Raw genomic sequence first — 20,945 nt, forward strand, 5'->3', positions numbered from 1 at the left:
GGTTTACTTCAGGGACTCCTGGACCACGGCCATCTTGTCGATGTTCTTGGTCGGGTCGTTCTTCTGCCAATCGCAGGCGCAGACCTCTTCGGACTGCAGCGCGTCGAGCACGCGCAGAACCTCGTCGACGTTGCGGCCGACAGCGTCCGGGGTGACGGAGACGAACTGGATGATGCCGTCCGGGTCGATGATGAAGGTTGCGCGGTCGCACACGCCGTCAGCGTTCTCGACGCCGAGCGCGCGGATCAGGTCGTGGCGGACGTCAGCGAACATCGGGAACGGGATGTCCAGCAGGTCCTCGTGGGTCGCGCGCCAGTTGAAGTGGGAGTACTCGTTGTCGGTGGAGCCGCCGAGCACCTGGGTGTCGCGGTCCTCGAACTCCTCGTTGAGCTTGCCGAATGCGGCGATCTCGGTCGGGCAGACGAAGGTGAAGTCCTTCGGGTAGAAGAAGACGATCTTCCACTTGCCCTCGTACTTGTCCAGCGACACGTTCTCGAAGTAGTCGTCCGGGGAAGACGCGTTAGCTTCCTTCAGGTTGCCGCCCTTCAGCGCGACAAGGTCGAACTCCGGGAAACGCTCTCCAACGGTCATGATCGGCATAGAAATTCCTCCAAAGAAACTGGTCAAAGGTGATTTTCAACGGACAGCAACCAGTATGACACAGAACGCGCCCGCTTTCAACGTAAAAACCTATGAACTTCGTGTAGGTTCATAGGCATGGCTAATCGAGAGTATAAACCGACGCTCGCTCAGCTCCGGACGTTTGTCACCGTCGCCGAGCAAAAGCACTTCGTCTCCGCCGCGAACAAGCTCGGCATCTCGCAGCCCTCCCTGTCGCAAGCCCTCGCCGCCCTGGAGGCCGGCCTGGGCATCCAGCTGATCGAACGCTCCACCCGGCGCGTCATTGTCACCCCCACCGGCGAGGAACTTCTCCCCTTCGCCAAGGCGACGCTGGAAGCGGCGGACGCGTTCGTGGCGCAATCCCGCGGCGCCCTAGGGGTGCTGTCCGGGCCGCTGAACATCGGCGTGATCCCCACCATCGCCCCGTACATCCTGCCGACGCTGCTGAAGCTCATCGAGGAGGAGTACCCGGACTTGGAGCCACGCATTGTGGAGAACCAGACCGAGGAGCTGCTGCAGCGGCTTCGCGACGGGCAGATCGACGTCGCAGTGCTCGCCACCCCAACCGGCGCCACCGGGGTGTCGGAAATCCCGCTCTACGACGAAACCTTCGCGGTGATCACCTCCCCCGACCATCCCGTGGCCGGCAGAGGAGACCTCGATCTGAACGCGCTGCGCGACCTCGATCTACTGTTGCTGGACGACGGGCACTGCCTGCGCGATCAAATCGTGGAGCTGTGCAAGATCGCGGAGGTCAACCGCTCCCCCGGCGCGCAGTCAGTCACCCGCGCGGCGTCGCTGACCACGGTGGTGCAGCTGGTGGTGGCCGGACTCGGCTCCACGCTGGTGCCCGTCTCCGCCTTGTCCACCGAGTGCGCGCGCCCCGGCATCGCCGTTTCCGCCTTCGGCCCGGGCGTGGACGCGAAACGCACCGTCGGGCTCGCAATGCGGGCTTCGTCTCGTCGCCGTCCGGAGTTCGAGCAGCTCGGCGAGTTAGTCTCCCGCGCCTTCAAGGAAGCGACGGAATCGAGCCGTAAGCTGCTGCCGCGCTAGACTCACGCTCTGGTTATGAATGAGCACGCATCCCCTACCTCACCTCCCACAAAGCCGCAGCTGTATGAGGCGCTCGACGGCGTCCCGATCGCAGACGTGCGCAGGTTCCGACGGCGCTTGAAGAAGGCCAATTCCACTGAAGCGTTGACGGCGATTGGGGCGGACGTGGACAAGGCGGCAGCTGCCGTCGCTAAGCGCGATGCCCTCGTCCCCGAGATCACCTACCCGGAGAACCTGCCGGTTTCTGCGCGGCGCGAGGACATCATGGAGCTGGTGCGCGACAACCAGGTCGTGGTGATCGCGGGCGAGACCGGCTCCGGCAAAACCACCCAGATTCCGAAGATGCTGCTGGAGCTGGGCCGCGGGCGCCGCGGCCTGATCGGGCACACGCAGCCGCGTAGGCTCGCAGCCCGTACCGTGGCGGAGCGCATCGCCCACGAGCTGGGCCAGGGCATCGGCGAATCCGTCGGCTACGCCATCCGCTTCGACGACCGCGTTTCCGAGTCCACTGCGGTGAAGCTGATGACCGACGGCATCCTGCTCGCGGAGATGCAGCGCGACCGGTTTTTGAACGCCTACGACACGATCATCATCGACGAGGCGCACGAGCGCTCGCTGAACATCGATTTTCTGCTCGGGTACCTCAAGCGGCTGCTGCCGAAACGTCCGGATCTGAAGGTGATCGTCACCTCCGCGACCATCGACCCGGAAGCGTTTGCGAAGCACTTTGCCGACGCCGAGGGCAACCCAGCCCCCATCATCGAGGTCTCTGGGCGCACCTACCCGGTGGAGATCCGCTACCGCCCGCTGGTGGAGCAGGTGCAGGCAAAAGACGGCTCCGTCAAGGAGATCGACACCGACATGATCGACGGTGTGGTCGACGCCTGCAAGGAGCTCATGGGCGAAGGCAAGGGCGACATCTTGTGCTTTTTCGCCTCCGAGCGCGACATCCGCGACTGCATGGAGGCCATTGAGAAACAGCACTGGCGCGGCGTGGAGGTCGTGCCTTTGTTCGGCCGCCTGTCCAACGCGGAGCAGCACCGGGTGTTCTCCCCGCACTCCGGTCGACGCATCGTGCTGTCCACCAACATCGCGGAGACCTCACTGACTGTGCCGGGCATCCACTACGTGGTGGACACCGGCCTGGCGCGCATTTCGCGCTATTCCACGCGCACCAAGGTGCAGCGCCTGCCCATCGAGGAGATCTCCCAGGCCTCCGCCAACCAGCGCTCCGGCCGCTCCGGCCGTATCGCGGACGGTGTGGCCATCCGCCTGTACTCCGAGGACAACTTCGAGGCGCGCCCCGAGTTCACCGACCCGGAGATCCTGCGCACCAACCTGGCCTCCGTGGTGTTGCAGATGATCTCCCTGCGCCTTGGCGACATCAACGACTTCCCCTTCATCCAGCCGCCGGATAAGAAGGCCGTGCGCGACGGCCTGCTGCTCCTGCACGAGATCGGCACGATTTCGGACAAGGAACGCGACGGCGCACCCGTGCTCACCGCGGTGGGGCGCGACATCGCGCGTATCCCGGTGGACCCGAAGATGGCTCGCATGCTGGTGGAGGCCAACCGGCTCGGCGTGCTCGACGACGTCACCGTGATCGTGGCCAGCATGACCATCCAGGACGTGCGTGAGCGCCCCCTGGAGTACCAGGCCCAGGCCGACCAGGCCCACGCCCGGTTCAAGGACGCGACGTCGGACTTCCTGTCCTCGCTGAAGCTGTGGGACTACATTGGCGACTCGCGCGACGAGCTATCCGGCAACGCCTTCCGCAAGCGCATGAAGCGCGAGTTTTTGCACTACATGCGCATCCGCGAATGGTTCGACCTGGTGCGCCAACTGCGCGACGTGGAGCGCCAGCTGGGCTGGTCCCGAGCCGAGAACGTCGCCGGCGAGCGCGACGCCGACGCGATCCACAAGTCGCTGCTCACGGGCCTTTTGTCCAACATCGGCGCCCGCGACGGCAACTCGAAGGAGTTCCAGGGTGCGCGCGGGACGCGGTTCTTGGTCTTCCCCGGGTCGTCGCTAAGCAAAAAGCCCCCGGAGTTCCTCATGGCCGCCGAGCTGGTGGAGACCTCGCGCCTGTGGGCGCGCGACGTGGCAAAGATCGAGCCCGCCTGGGTGGAGGCTGCCGCGGGCGAGCTGATGAAGCACAGCTACTCCGAGCCTGTGTGGTCGCGGAAGCGCTCGGCCGCGATGGTGCACCAAAAGTCCATGCTCTACGGCGTGACCATCGTGCGCGACCGGCTTGTGCCTTACCACCGTGTGGATGCCGAGGGCGCGCGCAACATGTTTATTCGCCACGCCCTGCTCGAGGGCGACTGGAACCGCCACCACCACTTCATCGACCACAACGAAGCCCTACTCGCCGAAGCCGCTGAGGTGGAGGAAAAGGTGCGCCGCCGCGGATTGGTGGTGGACGAGGACACCCTGTTCGAGTTCTACGACTCGCGCTTGCCGCAAAGTGTCACCACCGCACGCCACTTCGACTCCTGGTGGAAGAAGAAGCGGGCCGAGGACAAGCACTACTTGGACTTTGACCCAGCCGCGCTTCTCGACGACGAGGGCGTGGACTCCTCCTCCGCCGCCTTCCCCGAGGTGTGGCGCCAGGGCTCCATCGACTACGCGTTGCGCTACAAGTTCGAGCCGGGCGATCCTTTCGACGGCGTGACCGTGGACGTGCCGGTGCCGCTTTTGGCCAATTTGCGGCCGGACGGCTTCGACTGGCTGGTGCCGGGGCTGCGCTCGGAGCTTGCCGCGGAGTACATCCGCACGCTGCCGAAGGCGCTGCGCAAGACCGTGGTGCCGGCGCCCGACTTCGCCGAGCGCGCCCTCGACGCGATCCGCGCACAGCAAGCCGCCGACGGCGTCAGCGAGCGCGAGCTGCGGGAAACACCGTTTGCCGAGGCACTCGCGGAGGCGCTTCGAAGCGTCGGCGGGCGCGGCATCAACGGTGCCGACTTCAACCCTTCTGCGCTGCCCGAGCATCTGAAAGTGACCTTCGCCGCGATTGACCGCCGCGGCAAAGTGGTCGACCACGACACGGACCTCGGTGCGTTGAAGCGCCGCCAGGCCGGCAAGATCAAGTCCTCCGTGTCCAAGGCCGGCCGCACATCTGAATCGGATGCGGTGGCGAAGTGGACCACCGACTCCCTCGGCGCGGTGTCGGAGACGGTAGCCACCACTATCGACGGCAACGAGGTCGACGCCTACCCGGCACTCGAGGCCACCAAGGACGGCGTGAAGGTCACCGTGCATCCGACGAAGGCCGCCGCGGACGCCTCGATGGTCACGGCGACGCTGACGCTGCTGCTGCGGGAGATCACGGTCAACGCGGGGCAGATGACCAAGGGGCTGCCGCTGCGGCAGAAGGTGGCGGTGGACCGCTACCCGCACGGCGGCGCCGACGGGCTTGTGGAAGACGCCCGCGTCGCTGTGATCCGCGACCTGATGTTCTCCTCCGGCGGGCCGGTGCGCTCCCCCGAGGAGTTCGACGCGTTGGTGGGCGAAATCCGGCCCCAGGTGGCAGGAGGTGTGCGCCGCGTGGTGGTCACGTTGGCGCCGGCGCTCGCGGAGTACGCGAACATTGCAGCGGAGCTGCGGCAGTGGGAAGGCCCAGCTATCGACGACATGACGTCGCAGCTGCAGTTCTTCCTGCCGAAGCACGCGGTGACTGTCCACGGCATCGGCCACTTGCAGCATTTGCCCCGCTACATCGACGCGATGCGGATCCGGTTGGAGGACATGCGCCTAGATCCGGACCGCGACGCCGACCGGCAGTCCGTGATTGATTCGGTGAAGGCTTACTTGGCGCAGCGTATGAAGTCCTTGCCTGCGGGCCGGACAAAGACCAAGGCCTACAAGGACATCTTGTGGCTGATTGAGGAGCTGCGGGTGAGCCTGTTTGCGCAGCGGCTGGGCACGCCGAGGCCGGTGAGCCAGCGTCGCATTGAGAAAAAGATTGACGCGCTGCGTTAGCGCCATGGCCGCGGGTTAGAAATCTTCGCGGTCGCGGCGGCGCATGAGCCGGATTTCGGATTCGAAGTCGTCCGCGCTCTCGAACGACTTGTACACGGAGGCGAAGCGCAGATACGCCACCTCGTCGAGGGCACGCAGCGGTTCGAGGACGGCCAGGCCGATCTCGTGGGCGGGCACCTGCGAGCTGCCCTGCGCGCGCACAGTCTCTTCCACTTCTTGGGCCAGACGCTTCAATGCGTCGTCGGTGACATCGCGGCCCTGGCATGCTCTGCGCACGCCGACGATGAGTTTGTCGCGGTCGAACGGTTCGCTCACGCCGTTGCGTTTCACAACAGTGAGGACGGCCTTTTCCACTGTGGTGAAACGCCCCCCGCACTCGGTGCACTCTCTGCGGCGGCGAATTGCTGAGCCGGCTTCGACCAGCCGCGAGTCAGTCACACGAGATTGCTCGTTGTGGCAAAAAGGACAAAACACGGTTTTCCACCCCCAGAGTTGTCAAGGCTTGGCGTAGCCGTGAGTCTACGCCCTGCCTAGCGCGCAGTTGCCGCCACAGCCGAATGAGCCGCCTGGCCGCTGGACATGGACGAAGGATCCTCTGCTTGCGCCGAGAAAACACCGCCGAATGCGGAACCGATAAGCAGCGCCGCAGTCATGCACACGCCGAGCAGGAGCGTATCGCGCGTCTCGTGCCGTGTTTCGAACGCGTTCACATTGGAGGAACCGTCAAGACTCCCCTTGGCAGATGAGCGAGCATCCGTTCGATGGGAGCCGGAAATCGCTCGAACACCGGCGCCGCCTGTTCGACGCTTCGGCGCGGAATCAACATCCCAGACTTCTGCCGGAGGGACCACAGATGCGGCTCCGGCGCGTCCAACTAATGTGTTATGTACTGGATTGATTGCAACTGACATGGTGTGTCTCCCTTCGTTCTGCGGCACACTCTACGTTCGGCGCCGACACGCTCGAACGTTCTAACGTTCATTTGTTCGAATACGCTTACGTGTTCGATTTATAGCATCACGTTTGATACGTGTCCACCCAAAGCTTGCGCCCATCGAACATGAGTGCCCTATCTGGTAGGTTCGTAGGCGCACAACGCCACCGAGTCCAAGGAGAACGTCATGGCACGAAAGAAGTCCGATCCAGGTAACCCGGATTACAACGCGCTGTCAGACCGCCAGCGCCGGATCCTCCAGGTCATTCAGGACGCTGTGGTCCTGCGTGGCTACCCGCCGAGCATCCGCGAGATCGGTGACGCGGCCGGGCTGCAGTCCACCTCGTCTGTTGCATACCAGCTCAAAGAGCTGGAGAAGAAGGGATTCCTCCGCCGCGACCCGAACAAGCCCCGCGCCGTGGACTTGCGCCAAATGCCGGAAGCCGGCCGAAAGAAGCGCAAGCCGCAGGAGGCGAAGCCGGAAGATTCTGGCAATGCCCGCTACGTGCCGGTAGTCGGACAGATTGCCGCGGGTGCCCCGATCCTCGCCGAGGAGAACGTGGACACCTACTACCCCCTGCCCGAGGAGCTGCTCGGTGACGGCGATGTGTTCATGCTCAAGGTCGTCGGCGAATCCATGCGCGACGCCGGCATCCTCGACGGCGACTGGGTGGTTGTCCGCTCCCAGCCGAACGCCGAGGAGGGCGAGTTCGTCGCGGCGTTGCTCGACGGTGAGGCGACGGTCAAGGAGTTCCACCGCGACTCCACCGGTGTGTGGCTGTTGCCCCACAACGATGCCTTCGAGCCGATTAAGGGCGACGAAGCGGAGATCATGGGGCGTGTCATCTCGGTGTTCCGTACGCTGTAGTCGGTGCGTTTGCATCGAGCAGCCGCAGCCCCACAGACCGGAAATCACATAGCGACAAGCGCAGGAGATCGATGTACGCCGAGGAGCGTAGACGCCAAATCGCGTCTTTGACCGCAGTTGAAGGCCGCGTCAACGTCACGGAGTTGGCGCAGCGCTTCGACGTCACCGCGGAGACCATCCGCCGTGACCTTTCGGCGTTGCACGACGAAGGCGCTGTGCACCGCGTCCACGGCGGCGCAGTGGCGAGCCAGTCTTACCGCTCGACGGAAATTCCGCTGGATACCCGTCAGCGCGCCTCCCTTGCCGCTAAAGCCGCGATCGCGGAAACCGCGCTGCAGTTCGTGCCGGATGCGCAAAGTTGCACCATCTTTTTGGACTCGGGCACGACGATCAGCAGCTTGGGCAAGCGTCTGGCGGAGACCCGCGGGGACCGGGAGTACTCGGTGGTGACCAACTCCATCCCCACTGCATTGGAGCTGAGCGATTCCGGATTGCACGATGTGCAGCTTCTCGGCGGCTCAGTCCGGCCGATCAGTCAGGCAGTCGTCGGCAGTACCGCGCTTCGCACCCTCGCTCTGTTGCGCGCCGACGTGGCGTTCGTGGGCACCAACGCGTTGTCCATCGGCCACGGCCTGTCCACTGTGGACGCCAAGGAGGCGGCGGTGAAGGCCGCGATGGTCACCAACGCCCGCAGGGTTGTCGTGTTGTGCGACTCCACGAAGCTGGGCAACGACTATGTGGTCAGCTTCGCGCCGCTGACGGACATCGACGTGGTGATCACCGACGCCGAAGCGCCCTCCGCGTTCGTGGACGAACTGCGCTCGCACGGTATCGAGGTCGTGCTCGCGCAGCCCCAGTAACCCTCGGTGCGCCGCCCGACGTATTTCACTGGGGCGTTCTTTGACTTTCTGCGCGAAAATGGTGGCATCTTCGTATGAATGCGACCTACACTCGTTGCAGACTTGAATGAAAAACAACGGAAAGGACACCCGAATGGCTTCCAAGACTGTGAAGGTCGGTTCCACCGTCGGGCTGCACGCTCGCCCGGCCACGGTGATCGCAGATGCTGCCGGCGAGTACGACGACGAGATTCTGCTGACCCTTGTCGGCGGCGACGATGACGACGAGACGGACGCTGCCTCCTCGCTGATGATCATGGCTATGGGTGCCGAGCACGGCGACGAAGTCACTGTCACCTCCGATAGCGCAGACGCCGTGGAGAAGATTGCGGCGCTGATCGAGCAGAACCTCGACGAGGAGTAAGCACTCGTAGCTTTACGACGAGCTAACGCCCGGGCACACGTCGCCCGGGCGTTTTCGCGTGCAGCAAGTACCGGACGCTAGAACGTCGACGGCTTCGGCACCTCGAAGTCCTTGCGGTACTGCCCCTCCCCCAAGGTGTCGTACGCCCAGCGCATCAGCGGGTAGATCACGATGATGCCGACGGAGCCCAGCGCGATGCCTTCCAGCGTTACAGCGCCCACATCGAGAGTGAGGTTGCCGATGCCCACAATCAGCGCGACCGCGGCCGCGGTGAGGTTCGCGGGATCGGTGAAGTCGACCTTGTTGTCCTGCCAGATACGCACGCCCAGCATGCCGATGAGCCCGTAGAGCACCAGGCACGCGCCGCCGAGCACGCCGGCGGGGATGGTGAAGATCACGGCACCGAACTTCGGGATGAACGCCAGCACAATCGCAAATGCGGCGGCGACCCAATACGCTGCGGTGGAGTACACCTTCGTCGCCGCCATCACGCCAATGTTCTCGGCGTAGGTGGTGGTGCCGGACCCGCCGAAGCCGCCGGCGAGCGTGGTGGCGATACCGTCGCCGATCAGCGCGCGACCCTGCATGTCGTCGAGGTTGCGTCCAGTCATCTCGGATACGGCCTTGACGTGGCCGACGTTCTCCGCGATCAGCACGACCAGCACCGGCAGGGTCACCAGCACGGCGGAGACGTGGAACTCCGGGCGGTGGAACTGCGGCAGGCCGATCCACGGGGCGTCGGCGATCGTTTGCAGCGCGTCCTCGCCGAGCCCTCCGCTCATGGCAGCAAACAGCCAACCGACGAGCACGCCGATGAGGATGGAAAGGCGCGAGAGCAGCCCGCGGGTGGCCACGGTGACCACCACAACCGTCAGCAGCGTTACCGCCGCGACCCAGGGCTGGGTTTCCACGTTCGACACCGCGGTCGGCGCCAGGTTGAAGCCGATGAGCGCGACGATGGCGCCGGTGACCACGGGTGGCATCACCGCGTCGATGACGCGTTTGCCCGCCCATTCAACGACGATGCCGACGAGGATGAGTGCCACACCGGTCAGCAGCACCCCGCCCAGCTGCGCGCCGACGCCATACTGCTGCGAAGCCGTCAGCGGAGCGATAAAGGCGAAGGACGAACCCAGGTAGCTGGGCACTTTATTGCGGGTGATCAGCAAGAAGATGATGGTGCCCAGGCCGGAGAACAGCAGCGTGGTGTTCACCGGGAATCCGGTCAGGGTGGGCACCAGCAGTGTGGCTCCGAACATTGCAACCCCGTGCTGCATGCCGATGCCGATGGTGCGCGGCCAGCTCAGCCGCTCGTCCGGGGCGACAACAGCCCCGGGGCGCACTGTGCGCCCGTCTCCGTGAATGGTCCAGCCGAAAGTGTTAGTCACGAAATGCCATTATCACCCCGCCACCTGATTTTTCCTGTGCCGGGGGTGCCTGGCGGGCAAAGTAATTAGCTCTCAGTGAGGCCTTGCTATTTTGAGCATCATGGAAATCATTGTGCGCCCCACCGCCGAAGAAGTAGGCGTGTCCGCAGCCGACATCATCGAACCGTTTGTTCGTGACGGCGCGACCCTCGGCTTGGCCACGGGTTCAACCCCGACCCCCACGTACATGGAGTTGATCCGCCGCCACCGCGAGGAAGGCTTGAGTTTCGCACAGTGCGACGCGTTCCTCCTGGACGAGTACGTCGGCCTGGAACGCTCCGACGAGCAGTCCTACTACGCCACCATCCGCCGCGAATTCACCAGCCATGTCGACATCGACGATGCGAAGGTGCAGTCTCTCGACGGCCTGTCGGCGGACACCGAAGCTGAAGCCCGCAGCTACGAGCAGCGCATCGCAGCCGCCGGCGGCGTGGACGTGCAGATCCTTGGTGTGGGCGCCAACGGCCATATCGCGTTCAACGAGCCGCCCAGCGCCCTTGATTCGCGCACCCGCGAGATCGACCTGCACCCCACCACGGTGGCGGACAACGCCCGCTTCTTCGACAACGAGGACCAGGTGCCGCGCAAGGCCCTGACCCAGGGCGTGGGCACCATCATGGAGGCGCACACCATCGTGCTGATCGCCACCGGCCCGAACAAGGCCGACGCGGTCAAGGCGCTGGTGGAGGGACCGGTGTCCCCGGGCTGCCCGGCGTCGGTGCTGCAGAACCACCCGCGCACCACGGTCATCCTCGACGAGGATGCCGCGGCGAAGCTCAACCGATAGCTAGCTGACTACGAACTCCGCGTACTGCTCGGCCAGGACGCGGGGCAGGCGGACGTCGATACGCGTGCCCGCCTCCTCGTATTCCTCCGAGCGCACCGTGCCCTCGTCGTGGACGCGGCTGACCACGTCGCCGCGGGTGTAGGGCACCACCATGGTCACGTGCGCGTCAATGGAATTGAGGTGCTGCTCGATGCGCGCCTCAAGCTCCTCAATCCCCTCGCCGGTCAGCGCGGAGACGAACACTGCCGTGCGGCCGGTTTTTTCAAACGCGTGGCGCAGCTCGGCCAGCACCAGCGGGTCGGCCTCGTCGATCTTGTTGACCACCACGATCTCCGGGGGCATTTCCTCGCCGGAATCGCGGGTGACCTCGGCGAGCACCTCGTTGACGGCCTCGATCTGCTTCAGCGGGAACGCATCCGAACCGTCCACGACGTGCAGCAAAAGGTCGGCGCCGGCGACCTCTTCAAGCGTGGACTTGAACGCCTCAACCAACTGCGTGGGCAGGTGGCGCACAAACCCGACAGTGTCGGTGAGCACCACGTTGCGCCCGTCCGCGAGCTTCGCCTTGCGTGTGGACGGGTCCAGGGTGGCAAACAGCGCGTCCTCCACCAGCACGCCGGCACCCGTCATCGCGTTGATCAGCGAGGACTTGCCCGCGTTGGTGTAGCCGGCAATCGCGATCTTCGGGATGGTGGAGCGCTGGCGCTGCGCGCGCTTGACCTCGCGCGCCGTGGTCATGTCGCGCAGCTGGTGGCGCAGCTTCGCCATCTCGGTGCGCAGGCGGCGGCGGTCCGCCTCAATACGCGTCTCACCGGGGCCACGCAAGCCCACGCCGCCGTTGGAGCCGGCGCGGCCGCCAGCCTGGCGCGACAGGTTGCCGCCCCAACCGCGGGTGCGGCTGTACAGGTACTCCATCTGCGCGAGGCTCACCTGGGCTTTGCCCTCTTTGCTCTTCGCGTGCTGGGCGAAGATGTCCAAGATAAGCATGGTGCGGTCGATCACCTTGATCTTTAGCGCTTCCTCAAGCGCGATCATCTGCGACGGCGAGAGCTCGCCGTCGAAAATCACTGTATCCGCGCCGGTGGCCTGCACGATCTCGCGCAGCTCCGCCACCTTGCCTGAGCCGATGTAGGTGCCCGGGTCCGGCTTGTCGCGCTTCTGGTACAGCATGTCCAGCACGTCGGCGCCAGCAGTTTTCGCCAGCGCCGCCAGCTCCCACATGCTCGCCTCCATCTCCGCAGTGGTTCCCTCAGTCCACGCGCCGACGAGGAGCACTTCCTCCAGGCGGAGCTTGCGGTACTCAACCTCGTACCCGTCGGTCTGTTCTTCAGAGCGGAGTTCGGTGGCTCCGGTAACGCTGCGGAACGCGTTGCGGTCGGCGAGGTCCAGCGCACCGACCGTGGGTTCCGCACCGGGCTGTGGCTCGTTGTGGCGAAACGCCTGTCGCAGCAGTTCATCGTGGGTGCGCTGCTCGGGCGTCAGTTCGTCTTCAAGCAAAAAGCGATCTTTCCTGTGTGTTGAATCTGTCACTGTCATATCTACCCGATTAAACGCGGCAAGGCCCAGGATTCTTCCCGGTCGGGGCGATTGACTAGAATCAACGGCCATGAGTACAGCAGTCAGCACCGATCTTTCCGCACTCGGCTTGAGCTTTAACAAGTGGCAGGACGCGGTCGAAGCCGCGATCGCCACCGACCGCCTCGCCGTCGTCGGCGAAGTCCGGGGAGGCCAGCTGATCCAGTACACCGACCCGTCTGGCGCGCAGCTGAACATCCTGGCTATGGAGCCGTTCGCCACCTTCGCGGGCTTCGAGTCGGTCACCCGCGCTTACGCGCACATCACGCCGCTTAACGACGTCGTCGCGCTGGCCGACGTGGTCGACCCCCGCGGCAACGCCATGGCGTCGCTGACAGTGAACCTCGCGCAGGAGCCGCTGCTTGTGGACGATCCCGCGCTCGAGTGGCAGGAACTCTCCGTCACGGCCCTGGGCCTGGCGGTGGACCGCTACGAATCCACCGAGGCCTACCTGGCCCTGCACCCGGGCGCCGTTGTCGGCACCGTTGCTTCCCCCGGCACCGAGGCCGTGGCTAGCGGCAGCGCCACCACCCCGGATGCGGGCGCCGAGTTTTCGGCCCGCGTGCTGGAGGCGGAGTACCGCACCTCCGCGCTGACCGGTCAGCGCTTCATCCACGTCTCCGTCGATGCGGCGTTCCCGTTCGACGTTTGTCTGCCCGACGGCGAGCTGCCCGCACGCGATTCCGTGATCGCGGGCACCGCCGTGATGGCCGGCTCCATTCCGACGCCTTCCGGCAGCGGCTGCGGGGGCTGCGGCGGATCCTGCGGGTGCGGCGGCCACTAGCCGTTACAGGGGCTTCCCGATGAGCTCACCGAACAGGGATCTCTCAAGAGCGTTAATCGGCGCACTCGTGCTCGCTGCCGTTGTGCTGCTGGTGTTCACGCTCAAACTGCCGGGTCTAATGTTGTCGGCTCTGCTGATCATCGGGGCGATATTGCTCGTGCGACGGGTGCAGATTGACCCGGAGGTGCTGGCGATCCGGTCGTCGCTGCAGTACGCGCGCGACGACATCGCCGAGGTGCTCGACGCCTACGAGCTGCTGCAGCACGGTGCGTCCGCTTCCGACATCGCGGACCGCACGTTGCACTACCCCGCCCTGGCTAACCCGGATAACTCGGTACCGCAGGTCAATGAATTTCTGCTGCGGGCCTCTTCCGCCCGGCGCTTCTTGGAGCGCATCGACGGCTACCTGGAGTCCACCTCCGCCGACAAGGCGCAGCTGGAGCGCATCCTCACCGTCGCCGACGAGCGTGCCTTCGAACTGCAGGAGGCCTGGGACGACGCACGCCGGGCCGCGAAAGAAATCGGCCCGGCGTAGGTCTTCGGCTTACAGCTCGTCCGCGAGCTCCCCGCGGAACACGATCGTGGACGGGCCGGTCATGGTGGCCTCGCCGCCGTCAAGTACGACCTCGATGGCCCCGCCCGGGACGTTCACGATCACGGAGCCGTTCTCGATGCCCGCGTCCGCGAGCGCCGCTTGCGCGGCGGCGACGGTGCCGGTGCCGCAGGAGCGGGTCTCGCCCACGCCGCGCTCCCACACGCGCATGTGCACGCCTCCCTGATCCAGCTCCGTGAGCACCTCCACGTTCACGCCCTTGGGGAAGAACTCTGGGTCGAACTCCGGTGCCGCAAACTCCATGTCGGCCAGGTCCGAGGAGCTCATCCCCGGGATCACGCACGCCAAGTGCGGGTTGCCCACGTCCACGCCGATGCCGGCGAACTGGGTTTCCCCCATGGCCGCGGTGGAGACACCAGTGACCTCAACGCGGCCCATGCCCACAGACACAATCGCGTCGGCGCAGTCGGCGGAGATCACCCGGATGTGCTTGACGCCGGCGCGGGTGTCCACGTCGAACTCGGTCGCGTCCTCGAGTCCTTCGGCCACCAGCACGTGGGCGAACGCGCGGATGCCGTTGCCGCACATCTCCGCGATGGTGCCGTCGGCGTTGCGGTAGTCCATGAACCACATGCCGTCTGTTCCCCCGCGGCGCACCACGCGCAGCAACCCGTCGCCGCCGACGCCGGCGCGCCGGTCGCAGAGGAAGGCGACCTGCTCCGGGGTCACGTCGAGGGTGTCCTCAACGTCGATGAGGACGACGAAGTCGTTTTCGGTGGCGTGCGCTTTGATAAATTTCACGCCAGCGAGTCTAACGCGGCGCCCACAACGTCCGCGCCGGCCGCGTCCAGCCACACGGTTCGCGGGTCGCGGTTAAACCAGGAGCGCTGGCGGCGCACGTACCGGCGCGTGCCGGTGATCGTCTGCGCCACGGCCTCGTCTTCGGTGAGCTCGCTGTCGAGCATCGCCAGCACCTGCGCGTAGCCGATCGCGCGGCCGGCGGTGGATTCTCGCACGAGGCCGGCGTCCACCAGGCCACGTGTTTCGTCGATAAGCCCCTGCTCAAACATCATGCGCGTGCGCAGCTCGATGCGCGGGTTGAGCCACTCGGCGTTGGTGCGCAGCCCCAGGATGCGCGTACCCCAGCGCGGTGCAGCGTTCTTCGGCGGCTGCGAGGCCTGAAACGGTCTGCCGGTCAGCTCGATCACCTCAAGCGCGCGCACGGTGCGCCGCGGGTCTTTGTCCTCAATAATGCGCGCGGCCGCCGGGTCCACCTCGGCCAGCTCCGCGTGCAGCGCGTCCACCCCGATCTCGCCGAGACGGGCTTCATACTTCGCGCGCACGGTGGGGTCGGTGGGTGGGAACGACCAGGCGTCGATAAGCGATTGCACGTACAGCATCGAACCGCCCACCAGTACGGGCACCTTGCCGCGCGCCATGATCTTCTCCACCGTCGCGACCGCAAGCTCCTGGTACTCAGCCACCGACGCGGTGCGGGTGACCTCCCAGATGTCCAGCAGGTGGTGCGGGATGCCCTCGCGCTCGGCCGCCGGCAGCTTCGCGGTGCCGATGTCCATGCCCTTGTACAGCTGCATGGAGTCCACGTTGACCACTTCGCCGTCGAACTCGTGCGCCAGCGCGATGCCGAGGGCGGACTTGCCGCTCGCGGTCGGGCCCACTACTGCGATCGGTTTCATACGCTCCACTCCGCTACGTAGCGCCCTACGCCCAAGGCCTCGTCGTGGTCGATGAGCCGCGCCTCTCGTGGCCGCAGCGTTGCCAGTTCGTGCCAGAGTGCGGGTTCGAGCAATTGCTTATCGACGACCTCCGGTTGCCCACCGTCCAGCCACTCGCACAATCGCTGGTGGTACTCCGGCGCGTCGTCGACCAGCGCGAGCGGGGCCCGCGGGGTCAGCCCGGCCGGACCGTCGAGCACCACCACGGTCACCGCGTCCGGGTCCGGGGTGCCGATCTCGCCGCGGACCTCGCGGATCTCCGGGTCCCCCAGGGCGAACCGGGCGACCAGCTCGCCTAAGTGGTTGCCCGCACGCACGGTGATCTCCGGCCGGCCCCAGGCAGCGAAGGATCCGGTGTGGGCGGTGCGCCAACGCTCATCGAGCGAGCAGACGATGTCGATCGCCCTGCCACCGGCGGTGCCTGCGAGCGCGCGGACGGACTGTAGGAGCCGTTGCGAAGCGTCGTCGCTAGGCGAAAGCGCGAGTGCCGGCGATCCCGGCACGATCCAGAGGTTGGGTCTCACGCGGACAACCCTACCCAGCGCACCGTTTGCTCCCCGCAGGGCGTGAAGTGCCGGTAATATCGCACGCATTGCGCAAGGCAGCCGCGACGCGCGGCACAGAGCGGCCACATCAAAGGCCGCGGAAAGGACGTCCACCATGACCGATTCGAACTCCACTCCGACCCCGGGCACCAAGGCACCGTCGCCGGCCGCGATGGCGAAGAAGCCGGGCCCGCGCCCAGGAGCAGCGGCGAAGACCGTCACCCCGGCTCCCCTGCCGGCGCGCGAGCCGTCGGACCCGTCCAAGTTCGGTCGCGTAGACGACGAGGGCAACGTCTTTCTCACCCGCGGCGGCGAGGAGCGCCAGATCGGCTCCTGGCAGGCGGGCACGCCCGCAGAAGGCCTGGCCCACTACGGCCAGCGCTACGACGACTTGGTCACCGAGGTGGAGCTCATCGAAACCCGCCTGCGCGCCCACCCGGAGGACGCAGATGCGCTGCGCAAGTCCGCCGAGACACTCAAGGCATCGCTTGCGGACGCGGCCGTGATCGGCGACATCGACGCCGTGGAGGCCCGCCTGGACAAGGCGATCGACGCTACCGATACCGCGCGCGAGAAGGCGAAGGAGCAGAAGGCGCAGCGCCGCGAGCAGGCGATCGCCCGCAAAGAAGCGCTCGCCGCAGAGGCCGAGGACCTGGCGGAGAACTCCACGGAGTGGAAGGCCGCGGGCGACCGCATCCGCGCGATTCTGGAGGAGTGGCGCGGCATCCGCGGCATCGACCGCGCAACCGACGACGAGCTGTGGAAGCGCTACTCCCGCGCCCGCGACAGCTTCAACCGCCGCCGCGGCTCCCACTTCGCCGAGCTGGACCGCAACCGTGCGCAGGCCAGGAAGACCAAGGAGGAACTGGTCGAGCGTGCCGAGGCGCTGAAGGACTCCACCGACTGGGGCCACACCGCGCGCGCCTACCGCGACCTGATGACGGAGTGGAAGGCCGCCGGCCGCGCCCCGCGCGAGGTGGACGACAAGCTGTGGGAGCGCTTCCGCGCCGCCCAGGACCACTTCTTCGAGGCCCGCAACGCCGTCAACGCCGAGCGCGACCGCGAGTTCGAGGCCAACGCCGAGGCGAAGGACGCGCTGATTTCCGAGTACGACCCGCTGATCGACCCCGCTAAGGGCCTCGGCGCGGCAAAGGCGAAGCTGCGCGAGCTGCAGGACAAGTGGGACGAGATCGGCTTTGTCCCCCGCGGGCGTGTGCGCGAGTTCGAGGACAAGATCGGCCGCATCGAGCAGCGCGTGTCCGAGGCCGAGGATTCCCGCTGGCGCAAGACCGACCCGGCGCAGCAGGACAAGGTCAACCAGTTCCAGGTCAAGGCCGACGACTTTACCAAGCAGGCCGAGGCCGCCGAGGCCAACGGAGACGCCACCAAGGCCGCTTCCCTTCGCGAGCAGGCGAAGCAGTGGCAGGAGTTCGCCGACGTCGCCGCCAAGGCCGTCAACGAAGGCTAGTAAGTTAACGCGAGTGCTCCACCCCCACCTTTTCGTCCCCCGACAACACCACGGCGACAACGCCGAGGCCGTCGTCGGGGGCTACGCCTTTTCCGCCACGTTGGCCATCCAGGACATCACGGGTCTTGCCACCTCCGGCGTCTCCGCCGCGCACATTGTCAAGCGTTTAGAGCCCTCCGCCGAGTCTGAGGCCATGTTGTTCGGCTTAGTTTCAACGCAGCACCTGCGACCGGTCACCGACCTGGGCTACCCGGAGCTGTTCCCCGAAGACCTCGACTCCCTCGATGCCTGGCTGTTCGTCTCCCTGCCTCTGCTGGAGGACCGCGGGGTGATCGAGGCGAACTTCACCTTCGACTCCGAGCTCGCTCCCCTTCCGGGCGAGCCCATCCCCGACGCACCGTGGGAAAGCGCGCTGAAGCTTCTCGACGACCTGTCGGCCCGCCTCACCCGCCCCACCCGCCAACTGTGGGTCACCCACGCTGTTGCAGCAGATGAACCGCCGCACGCGCGGGGCTACGGCTACGCGCCGGTGTTCCGGGAGGACCAGGGCACGTTTTCCATCTCCGCGGTCGAAAGGCTGCCTGGTGCCGAGGAATCCGCGGACGCCGAGTTCGCGGTGGTTCAGGGCCCCGGCTTCTCAGCGCGGCGAAACGCCGCACCCGGTGAACTGGAGCAGTTCTCCCGTTTGCTCACCTCAGCCTCGTGCGACTACCCCCGCGGCGAACTGGTCATGGACACCATCGAGTGGGACCTCACCCGCATTCAGGACGCCGGCGCCAGGTTGCAGGACCGTGGCGGCTCCCAGCTCACTGGCCTGGCATACGTCAACGGCGAGTGCGTCGGTCTTTGCGAGGTTGTCCGGTACTTTTCAGACGACCCGAAAGTCTGCGAACTCGGTTTGATATATCTGCTGCCCGAGCACCGCGGCCGCGGCATCGGCTCGGCACTGCTGCGAGCGTCGCTCACACGCGCCAAAGAGACCTGGGAGGACCTGGAGACGGTCTACTGCTCCTACCCCGCCGACTCCCCCGCGGCGAACGCGATCATGCGCGGGCTTGACGCTGAGGTGGTTTCTTCCACCACCGCGTGGCAGAAACCGTAGGCAGTGCGCTCCTTTTAAATGCCGATATCGGCGTTTACAAGGTGAGCCGCCACAAAAGCCCAGGTCGCGGGTCGGCGGTCACGCTACATGCCGATATCTGCTTTTGCGGGCTGGGGGAACCGTCCCAGTTTTGTATCCGTTAGTCCAAAGATTTTCGGTGTCGCTCTGCTGCGCGGGCACGGCGGTCGTCGATAAGCAAAGGGTTCTCCTGCTCCCTCGTCGCGGCGCGCTGCGCGAGCGCCACCTCGTCCTTGCCCTGCGCTTCGGCGCGCTGCTTGGCGACGGCCGCCTGTTCCTCGTTGCGCGACAGGATCAGTGGGAAGACCGTGAACACCACGATCACCACCGCGAGCACGACCAGGTAGTAGCTGGGACCGCGGCTGATGCCGGTGGCGTTGGAGTTGCGCAGCCAGATGCCAAGCACGGAGTAGACCAGCGAGACGGTGGTGACCATCCACGCGGGAACCGCGAGCGCGAAGCGCTGCGTGGCCACGGCAAGGGTGGTCAGGACACCGACGCCAATGAGCGAGATCCACGCGAAGACGTACTCCGTGACCGCGGTCTGCGCGTCCTTCGCAGCGTCGGTGGCGGCGAGCACCTGCCATAGCGACGCCCCGCCCACAAACGGCAGGAACAGCGCCACCACGTAGATGGCTACCGCGGCGGCGAGCACCCAGCGCTTCGCGCCCATGTCCACGGTGGATGCGGCTTTCTTCTCCGCGCGGGCAAGGGATTCTGTGTTGGGCTGCGTCATGTCGCCCAACTGTAGCCCTAGCCGCCGCAGCAGGCGGAATCTGCTGGAGCGGCGGCGGGCTGGCCGATCGTCGGCAGGCCAAGGCCCACCCCGATGGGCGCGGTGGTGGGCACCTGGCCCGCCTCGGAGTTGTCGCCCGCCTTGGTGCGGCGGTGCTCGTGGATGCCGGAGTCCGCGATCAGGTAGTGCGGCTTCGCATCGGTGATGGTGACGGTGACGATATCGCCCGGGCGGACCTCGCCGTCGATGTTGCCCTCGACCGCGAAGTGCACCAGGCGCCCGTCGCGGGCGCGGCCGGACATGCGATGCGTGCGGTCGTTCTTGCGGCCGTCCTCTTGGACGAGGAGTTCCTGTTGCGTATCGACGAGCTTCGCGTTCTCCTCCGCACTGATCCGCTCCTGCAGCGCGTGGAGGCGTTCGAAACGCTCCTGGACCACAGCCTTGGGGATCTGCTGCTCCATCTCCGCCGCCGGGGTGCCGGGGCGCGGCGAGTACTGGAAAGTAAACGCTGAGGTGAAACGTGCCTTCTCCACGACGTCGAGGGTGGCCTGGAAGTCCTCTTCAGTCTCGCCCGGGAAGCCGACGATGATGTCGGTGGTGATCGCCGCGTGCGGCAGCTTCTCGCGCACCTCGTCCAAAATGGCCAGGAACTTCTTGGAGCGGTAGGACCGGCGCATGTCCTTGAGCACCTTGTCGGAGCCGGACTGCAGCGGCATGTGCAGCTGCGGGCAGACGTTCGGGGTCTCCGCCATCGCGTCGATGACGTCGGAGGTGAACTCCGCCGGGTGCGGGGAGGTGAAACGCACGCGCTCCAGCCCCTCGATGTTGCCGCAGGCGCGCAGCAGCTTGGAAAACGCGGAGCGGTCGCGCTCCATGTCCTCGTCGACGAAGTTCACGCCGTACGAGTTCACGTTCTGGCCCAACAGGGTCACCTCGGAAACACCCTGGTCCACAAGTGCTTTGACCTCAGCGAGGATCTCTCCCGGGCGGCGGTCCACCTCCTTGCCGCGCAGGCTGGGCACGATACAGAACGTGCAGGTGTTGTTGCAGCCCACAGAGATGGACACCCAGCCGGCGTAGGCGGACTCGCGCTTGGCGGGCAACACGGACGGGAACACCTCGAGGGCCTCCACGATCTCCACCTGGGCCTCATCCTCCACACGCGCCCGGTCGAGCAACGCCGGCAGCGCGGAGATGTTGTGGGTGCCGAAAACAGCGTCGACCCACGGCGCCTTCTCGATGACGGTGTCGCGGTCCTTCTGCGCCAGGCACCCGCCGACGGCGATCTGCATGCCCGGATGATCGGCCTTGACGTTCTTCAGCTGTCCGAGCGAGCCGTAGAGGCGCTTATCAGCGTTCTCGCGCACCGCGCAGGTGTTGAAGACCACCAGGTCGGGCTCCTCGCCGGCATCGGCCGCGACGTAGCCCGCGTCTTCGAGCATGCCGGAAAGACGCTCGGAGTCGTGCACGTTCATCTGGCAACCGAACGTGCGC

Annotated in this window: 20 protein-coding genes; 10 read left to right on the plus strand and 10 right to left on the minus strand. The window is 66.0% G+C overall.

Annotated elements, in window-relative coordinates:
* Window positions 1–3 precede the first annotated feature (3 nt).
* A complete protein-coding gene (locus ACX1NL_RS07140) occupies window positions 4–600 on the minus strand; it encodes a peroxiredoxin (RefSeq protein WP_194559401.1) in 597 nt (198 codons plus the stop codon).
* Between the two features lie 117 nt (window positions 601–717).
* On the opposite strand from ACX1NL_RS07140, the gene ACX1NL_RS07145 reads away from it, so the two are divergent.
* Window positions 718–1,674, plus strand: coding sequence for a LysR substrate-binding domain-containing protein (locus ACX1NL_RS07145; protein WP_458897735.1), 957 nt, complete (start codon window positions 718–720; stop codon window positions 1,672–1,674).
* Window positions 1,675–1,689: 15 nt separating this feature from the next.
* The gene (gene hrpA / locus ACX1NL_RS07150) at window positions 1,690–5,655 is read left to right on the plus strand and encodes an ATP-dependent RNA helicase HrpA (protein WP_458897736.1); all 3,966 of its coding nucleotides are present in this window, start codon (window positions 1,690–1,692) and stop codon (window positions 5,653–5,655) included.
* Between the two features lie 15 nt (window positions 5,656–5,670).
* Here hrpA and nrdR read toward each other — a convergent pair whose 3' ends face one another.
* Together nrdR and ACX1NL_RS07160 are read right to left on the minus strand one after the other, a co-directional pair.
* On the minus strand, window positions 5,671–6,129 hold the full coding sequence (gene nrdR, locus ACX1NL_RS07155) for a transcriptional regulator NrdR (protein ID WP_034998765.1): 459 nt from the start codon (window positions 6,127–6,129) through the stop codon (window positions 5,671–5,673).
* A gap of 56 nt (window positions 6,130–6,185) precedes the next feature.
* Window positions 6,186–6,566 carry a hypothetical protein gene (locus tag ACX1NL_RS07160; RefSeq protein ID WP_458897737.1) on the minus strand — a complete coding sequence of 127 codons (381 nt, stop codon included), beginning with the start codon at window positions 6,564–6,566 and terminating at the stop codon, window positions 6,186–6,188.
* Window positions 6,567–6,776: 210 nt separating this feature from the next.
* Between ACX1NL_RS07160 and lexA the strand changes: the two genes are divergently transcribed.
* From lexA to ACX1NL_RS07175, 3 genes are all read left to right on the plus strand, one after another.
* Window positions 6,777–7,457: a transcriptional repressor LexA gene (gene lexA, locus ACX1NL_RS07165; protein WP_181888577.1), complete on the plus strand. Its 681-nt coding sequence runs from the start codon at window positions 6,777–6,779 to the stop codon at window positions 7,455–7,457.
* Window positions 7,458–7,528: 71 nt separating this feature from the next.
* Window positions 7,529–8,317: a DeoR/GlpR family DNA-binding transcription regulator gene (locus ACX1NL_RS07170; protein ID WP_269952684.1), complete on the plus strand. Its 789-nt coding sequence runs from the start codon at window positions 7,529–7,531 to the stop codon at window positions 8,315–8,317.
* Between the two features lie 133 nt (window positions 8,318–8,450).
* Window positions 8,451–8,720, plus strand: a complete 270-nt coding sequence (locus tag ACX1NL_RS07175) for an HPr family phosphocarrier protein (RefSeq protein ID WP_458897738.1) — start codon at window positions 8,451–8,453, stop codon at window positions 8,718–8,720.
* A gap of 77 nt (window positions 8,721–8,797) precedes the next feature.
* Here the strand turns inward: ACX1NL_RS07175 and ACX1NL_RS07180 are convergent, their stop codons facing one another.
* Window positions 8,798–10,108 carry a uracil-xanthine permease family protein gene (locus tag ACX1NL_RS07180; RefSeq protein ID WP_458897739.1) on the minus strand — a complete coding sequence of 437 codons (1,311 nt, stop codon included), beginning with the start codon at window positions 10,106–10,108 and terminating at the stop codon, window positions 8,798–8,800.
* A 100-nt stretch (window positions 10,109–10,208) separates the two neighbouring features.
* Here ACX1NL_RS07180 and nagB point away from each other — a divergent pair, with 100 nt between their 5' ends.
* Window positions 10,209–10,934: a glucosamine-6-phosphate deaminase gene (gene nagB, locus ACX1NL_RS07185; protein ID WP_458897740.1), complete on the plus strand. Its 726-nt coding sequence runs from the start codon at window positions 10,209–10,211 to the stop codon at window positions 10,932–10,934.
* On the opposite strand, the gene hflX is transcribed toward nagB, so the two are convergent.
* Window positions 10,935–12,470, minus strand: a complete 1,536-nt coding sequence (hflX, locus tag ACX1NL_RS07190) for a GTPase HflX (protein ID WP_269509579.1) — start codon at window positions 12,468–12,470, stop codon at window positions 10,935–10,937.
* A gap of 70 nt (window positions 12,471–12,540) precedes the next feature.
* Here hflX and ACX1NL_RS07195 point away from each other — a divergent pair, with 70 nt between their 5' ends.
* Both ACX1NL_RS07195 and ACX1NL_RS07200 read left to right on the plus strand, forming a co-directional pair.
* Window positions 12,541–13,293, plus strand: a complete 753-nt coding sequence (locus ACX1NL_RS07195; protein WP_458897741.1) for a hypothetical protein — start codon at window positions 12,541–12,543, stop codon at window positions 13,291–13,293.
* A 67-nt stretch (window positions 13,294–13,360) separates the two neighbouring features.
* The gene (locus ACX1NL_RS07200; RefSeq protein WP_269952687.1) at window positions 13,361–13,828 is read left to right on the plus strand and encodes a hypothetical protein; all 468 of its coding nucleotides are present in this window, start codon (window positions 13,361–13,363) and stop codon (window positions 13,826–13,828) included.
* 9 nt (window positions 13,829–13,837) lie between these two features.
* Here the strand turns inward: ACX1NL_RS07200 and dapF are convergent, their stop codons facing one another.
* From dapF to ACX1NL_RS07215, 3 genes are read right to left on the minus strand one after another with little or no spacing between them, the layout of a single operon-like run.
* Window positions 13,838–14,647 (minus strand): diaminopimelate epimerase, encoded by an 810-nt coding sequence (dapF, locus tag ACX1NL_RS07205; RefSeq protein ID WP_269952688.1) that lies wholly within the window; start codon window positions 14,645–14,647, stop codon window positions 13,838–13,840.
* Window positions 14,644–15,543, minus strand: a complete 900-nt coding sequence (gene miaA, locus ACX1NL_RS07210; protein ID WP_458897742.1) for a tRNA (adenosine(37)-N6)-dimethylallyltransferase MiaA — start codon at window positions 15,541–15,543, stop codon at window positions 14,644–14,646. The genes dapF and miaA overlap by 4 nt, the downstream gene beginning before the upstream one ends.
* On the minus strand, window positions 15,540–16,106 hold the full coding sequence (locus ACX1NL_RS07215) for a hypothetical protein (RefSeq protein WP_458897743.1): 567 nt from the start codon (window positions 16,104–16,106) through the stop codon (window positions 15,540–15,542). The genes miaA and ACX1NL_RS07215 overlap by 4 nt, the downstream gene beginning before the upstream one ends.
* 136 nt (window positions 16,107–16,242) lie before the next feature.
* Between ACX1NL_RS07215 and ACX1NL_RS07220 the strand changes: the two genes are divergently transcribed.
* Window positions 16,243–17,595, plus strand: a complete 1,353-nt coding sequence (locus ACX1NL_RS07220) for a DUF349 domain-containing protein (protein ID WP_458897744.1) — start codon at window positions 16,243–16,245, stop codon at window positions 17,593–17,595.
* 13 nt (window positions 17,596–17,608) lie between these two features.
* A complete protein-coding gene (locus tag ACX1NL_RS07225) occupies window positions 17,609–18,697 on the plus strand; it encodes a GNAT family N-acetyltransferase (protein ID WP_458897745.1) in 1,089 nt (362 codons plus the stop codon).
* A gap of 139 nt (window positions 18,698–18,836) precedes the next feature.
* Here the strand turns inward: ACX1NL_RS07225 and ACX1NL_RS07230 are convergent, their stop codons facing one another.
* Window positions 18,837–19,451, minus strand: a complete 615-nt coding sequence (locus ACX1NL_RS07230) for an Rv2732c family membrane protein (RefSeq protein WP_458897746.1) — start codon at window positions 19,449–19,451, stop codon at window positions 18,837–18,839.
* 17 nt (window positions 19,452–19,468) lie between these two features.
* Window positions 19,469–20,926, minus strand: a complete 1,458-nt coding sequence (gene miaB / locus ACX1NL_RS07235; RefSeq protein ID WP_458898922.1) for a tRNA (N6-isopentenyl adenosine(37)-C2)-methylthiotransferase MiaB — start codon at window positions 20,924–20,926, stop codon at window positions 19,469–19,471.
* Between the last annotated feature and the right edge of the window lie 19 nt (window positions 20,927–20,945).

The sequence above is a fragment of the Corynebacterium sp. CQ3829_602738 genome, assembly GCF_054478435.1.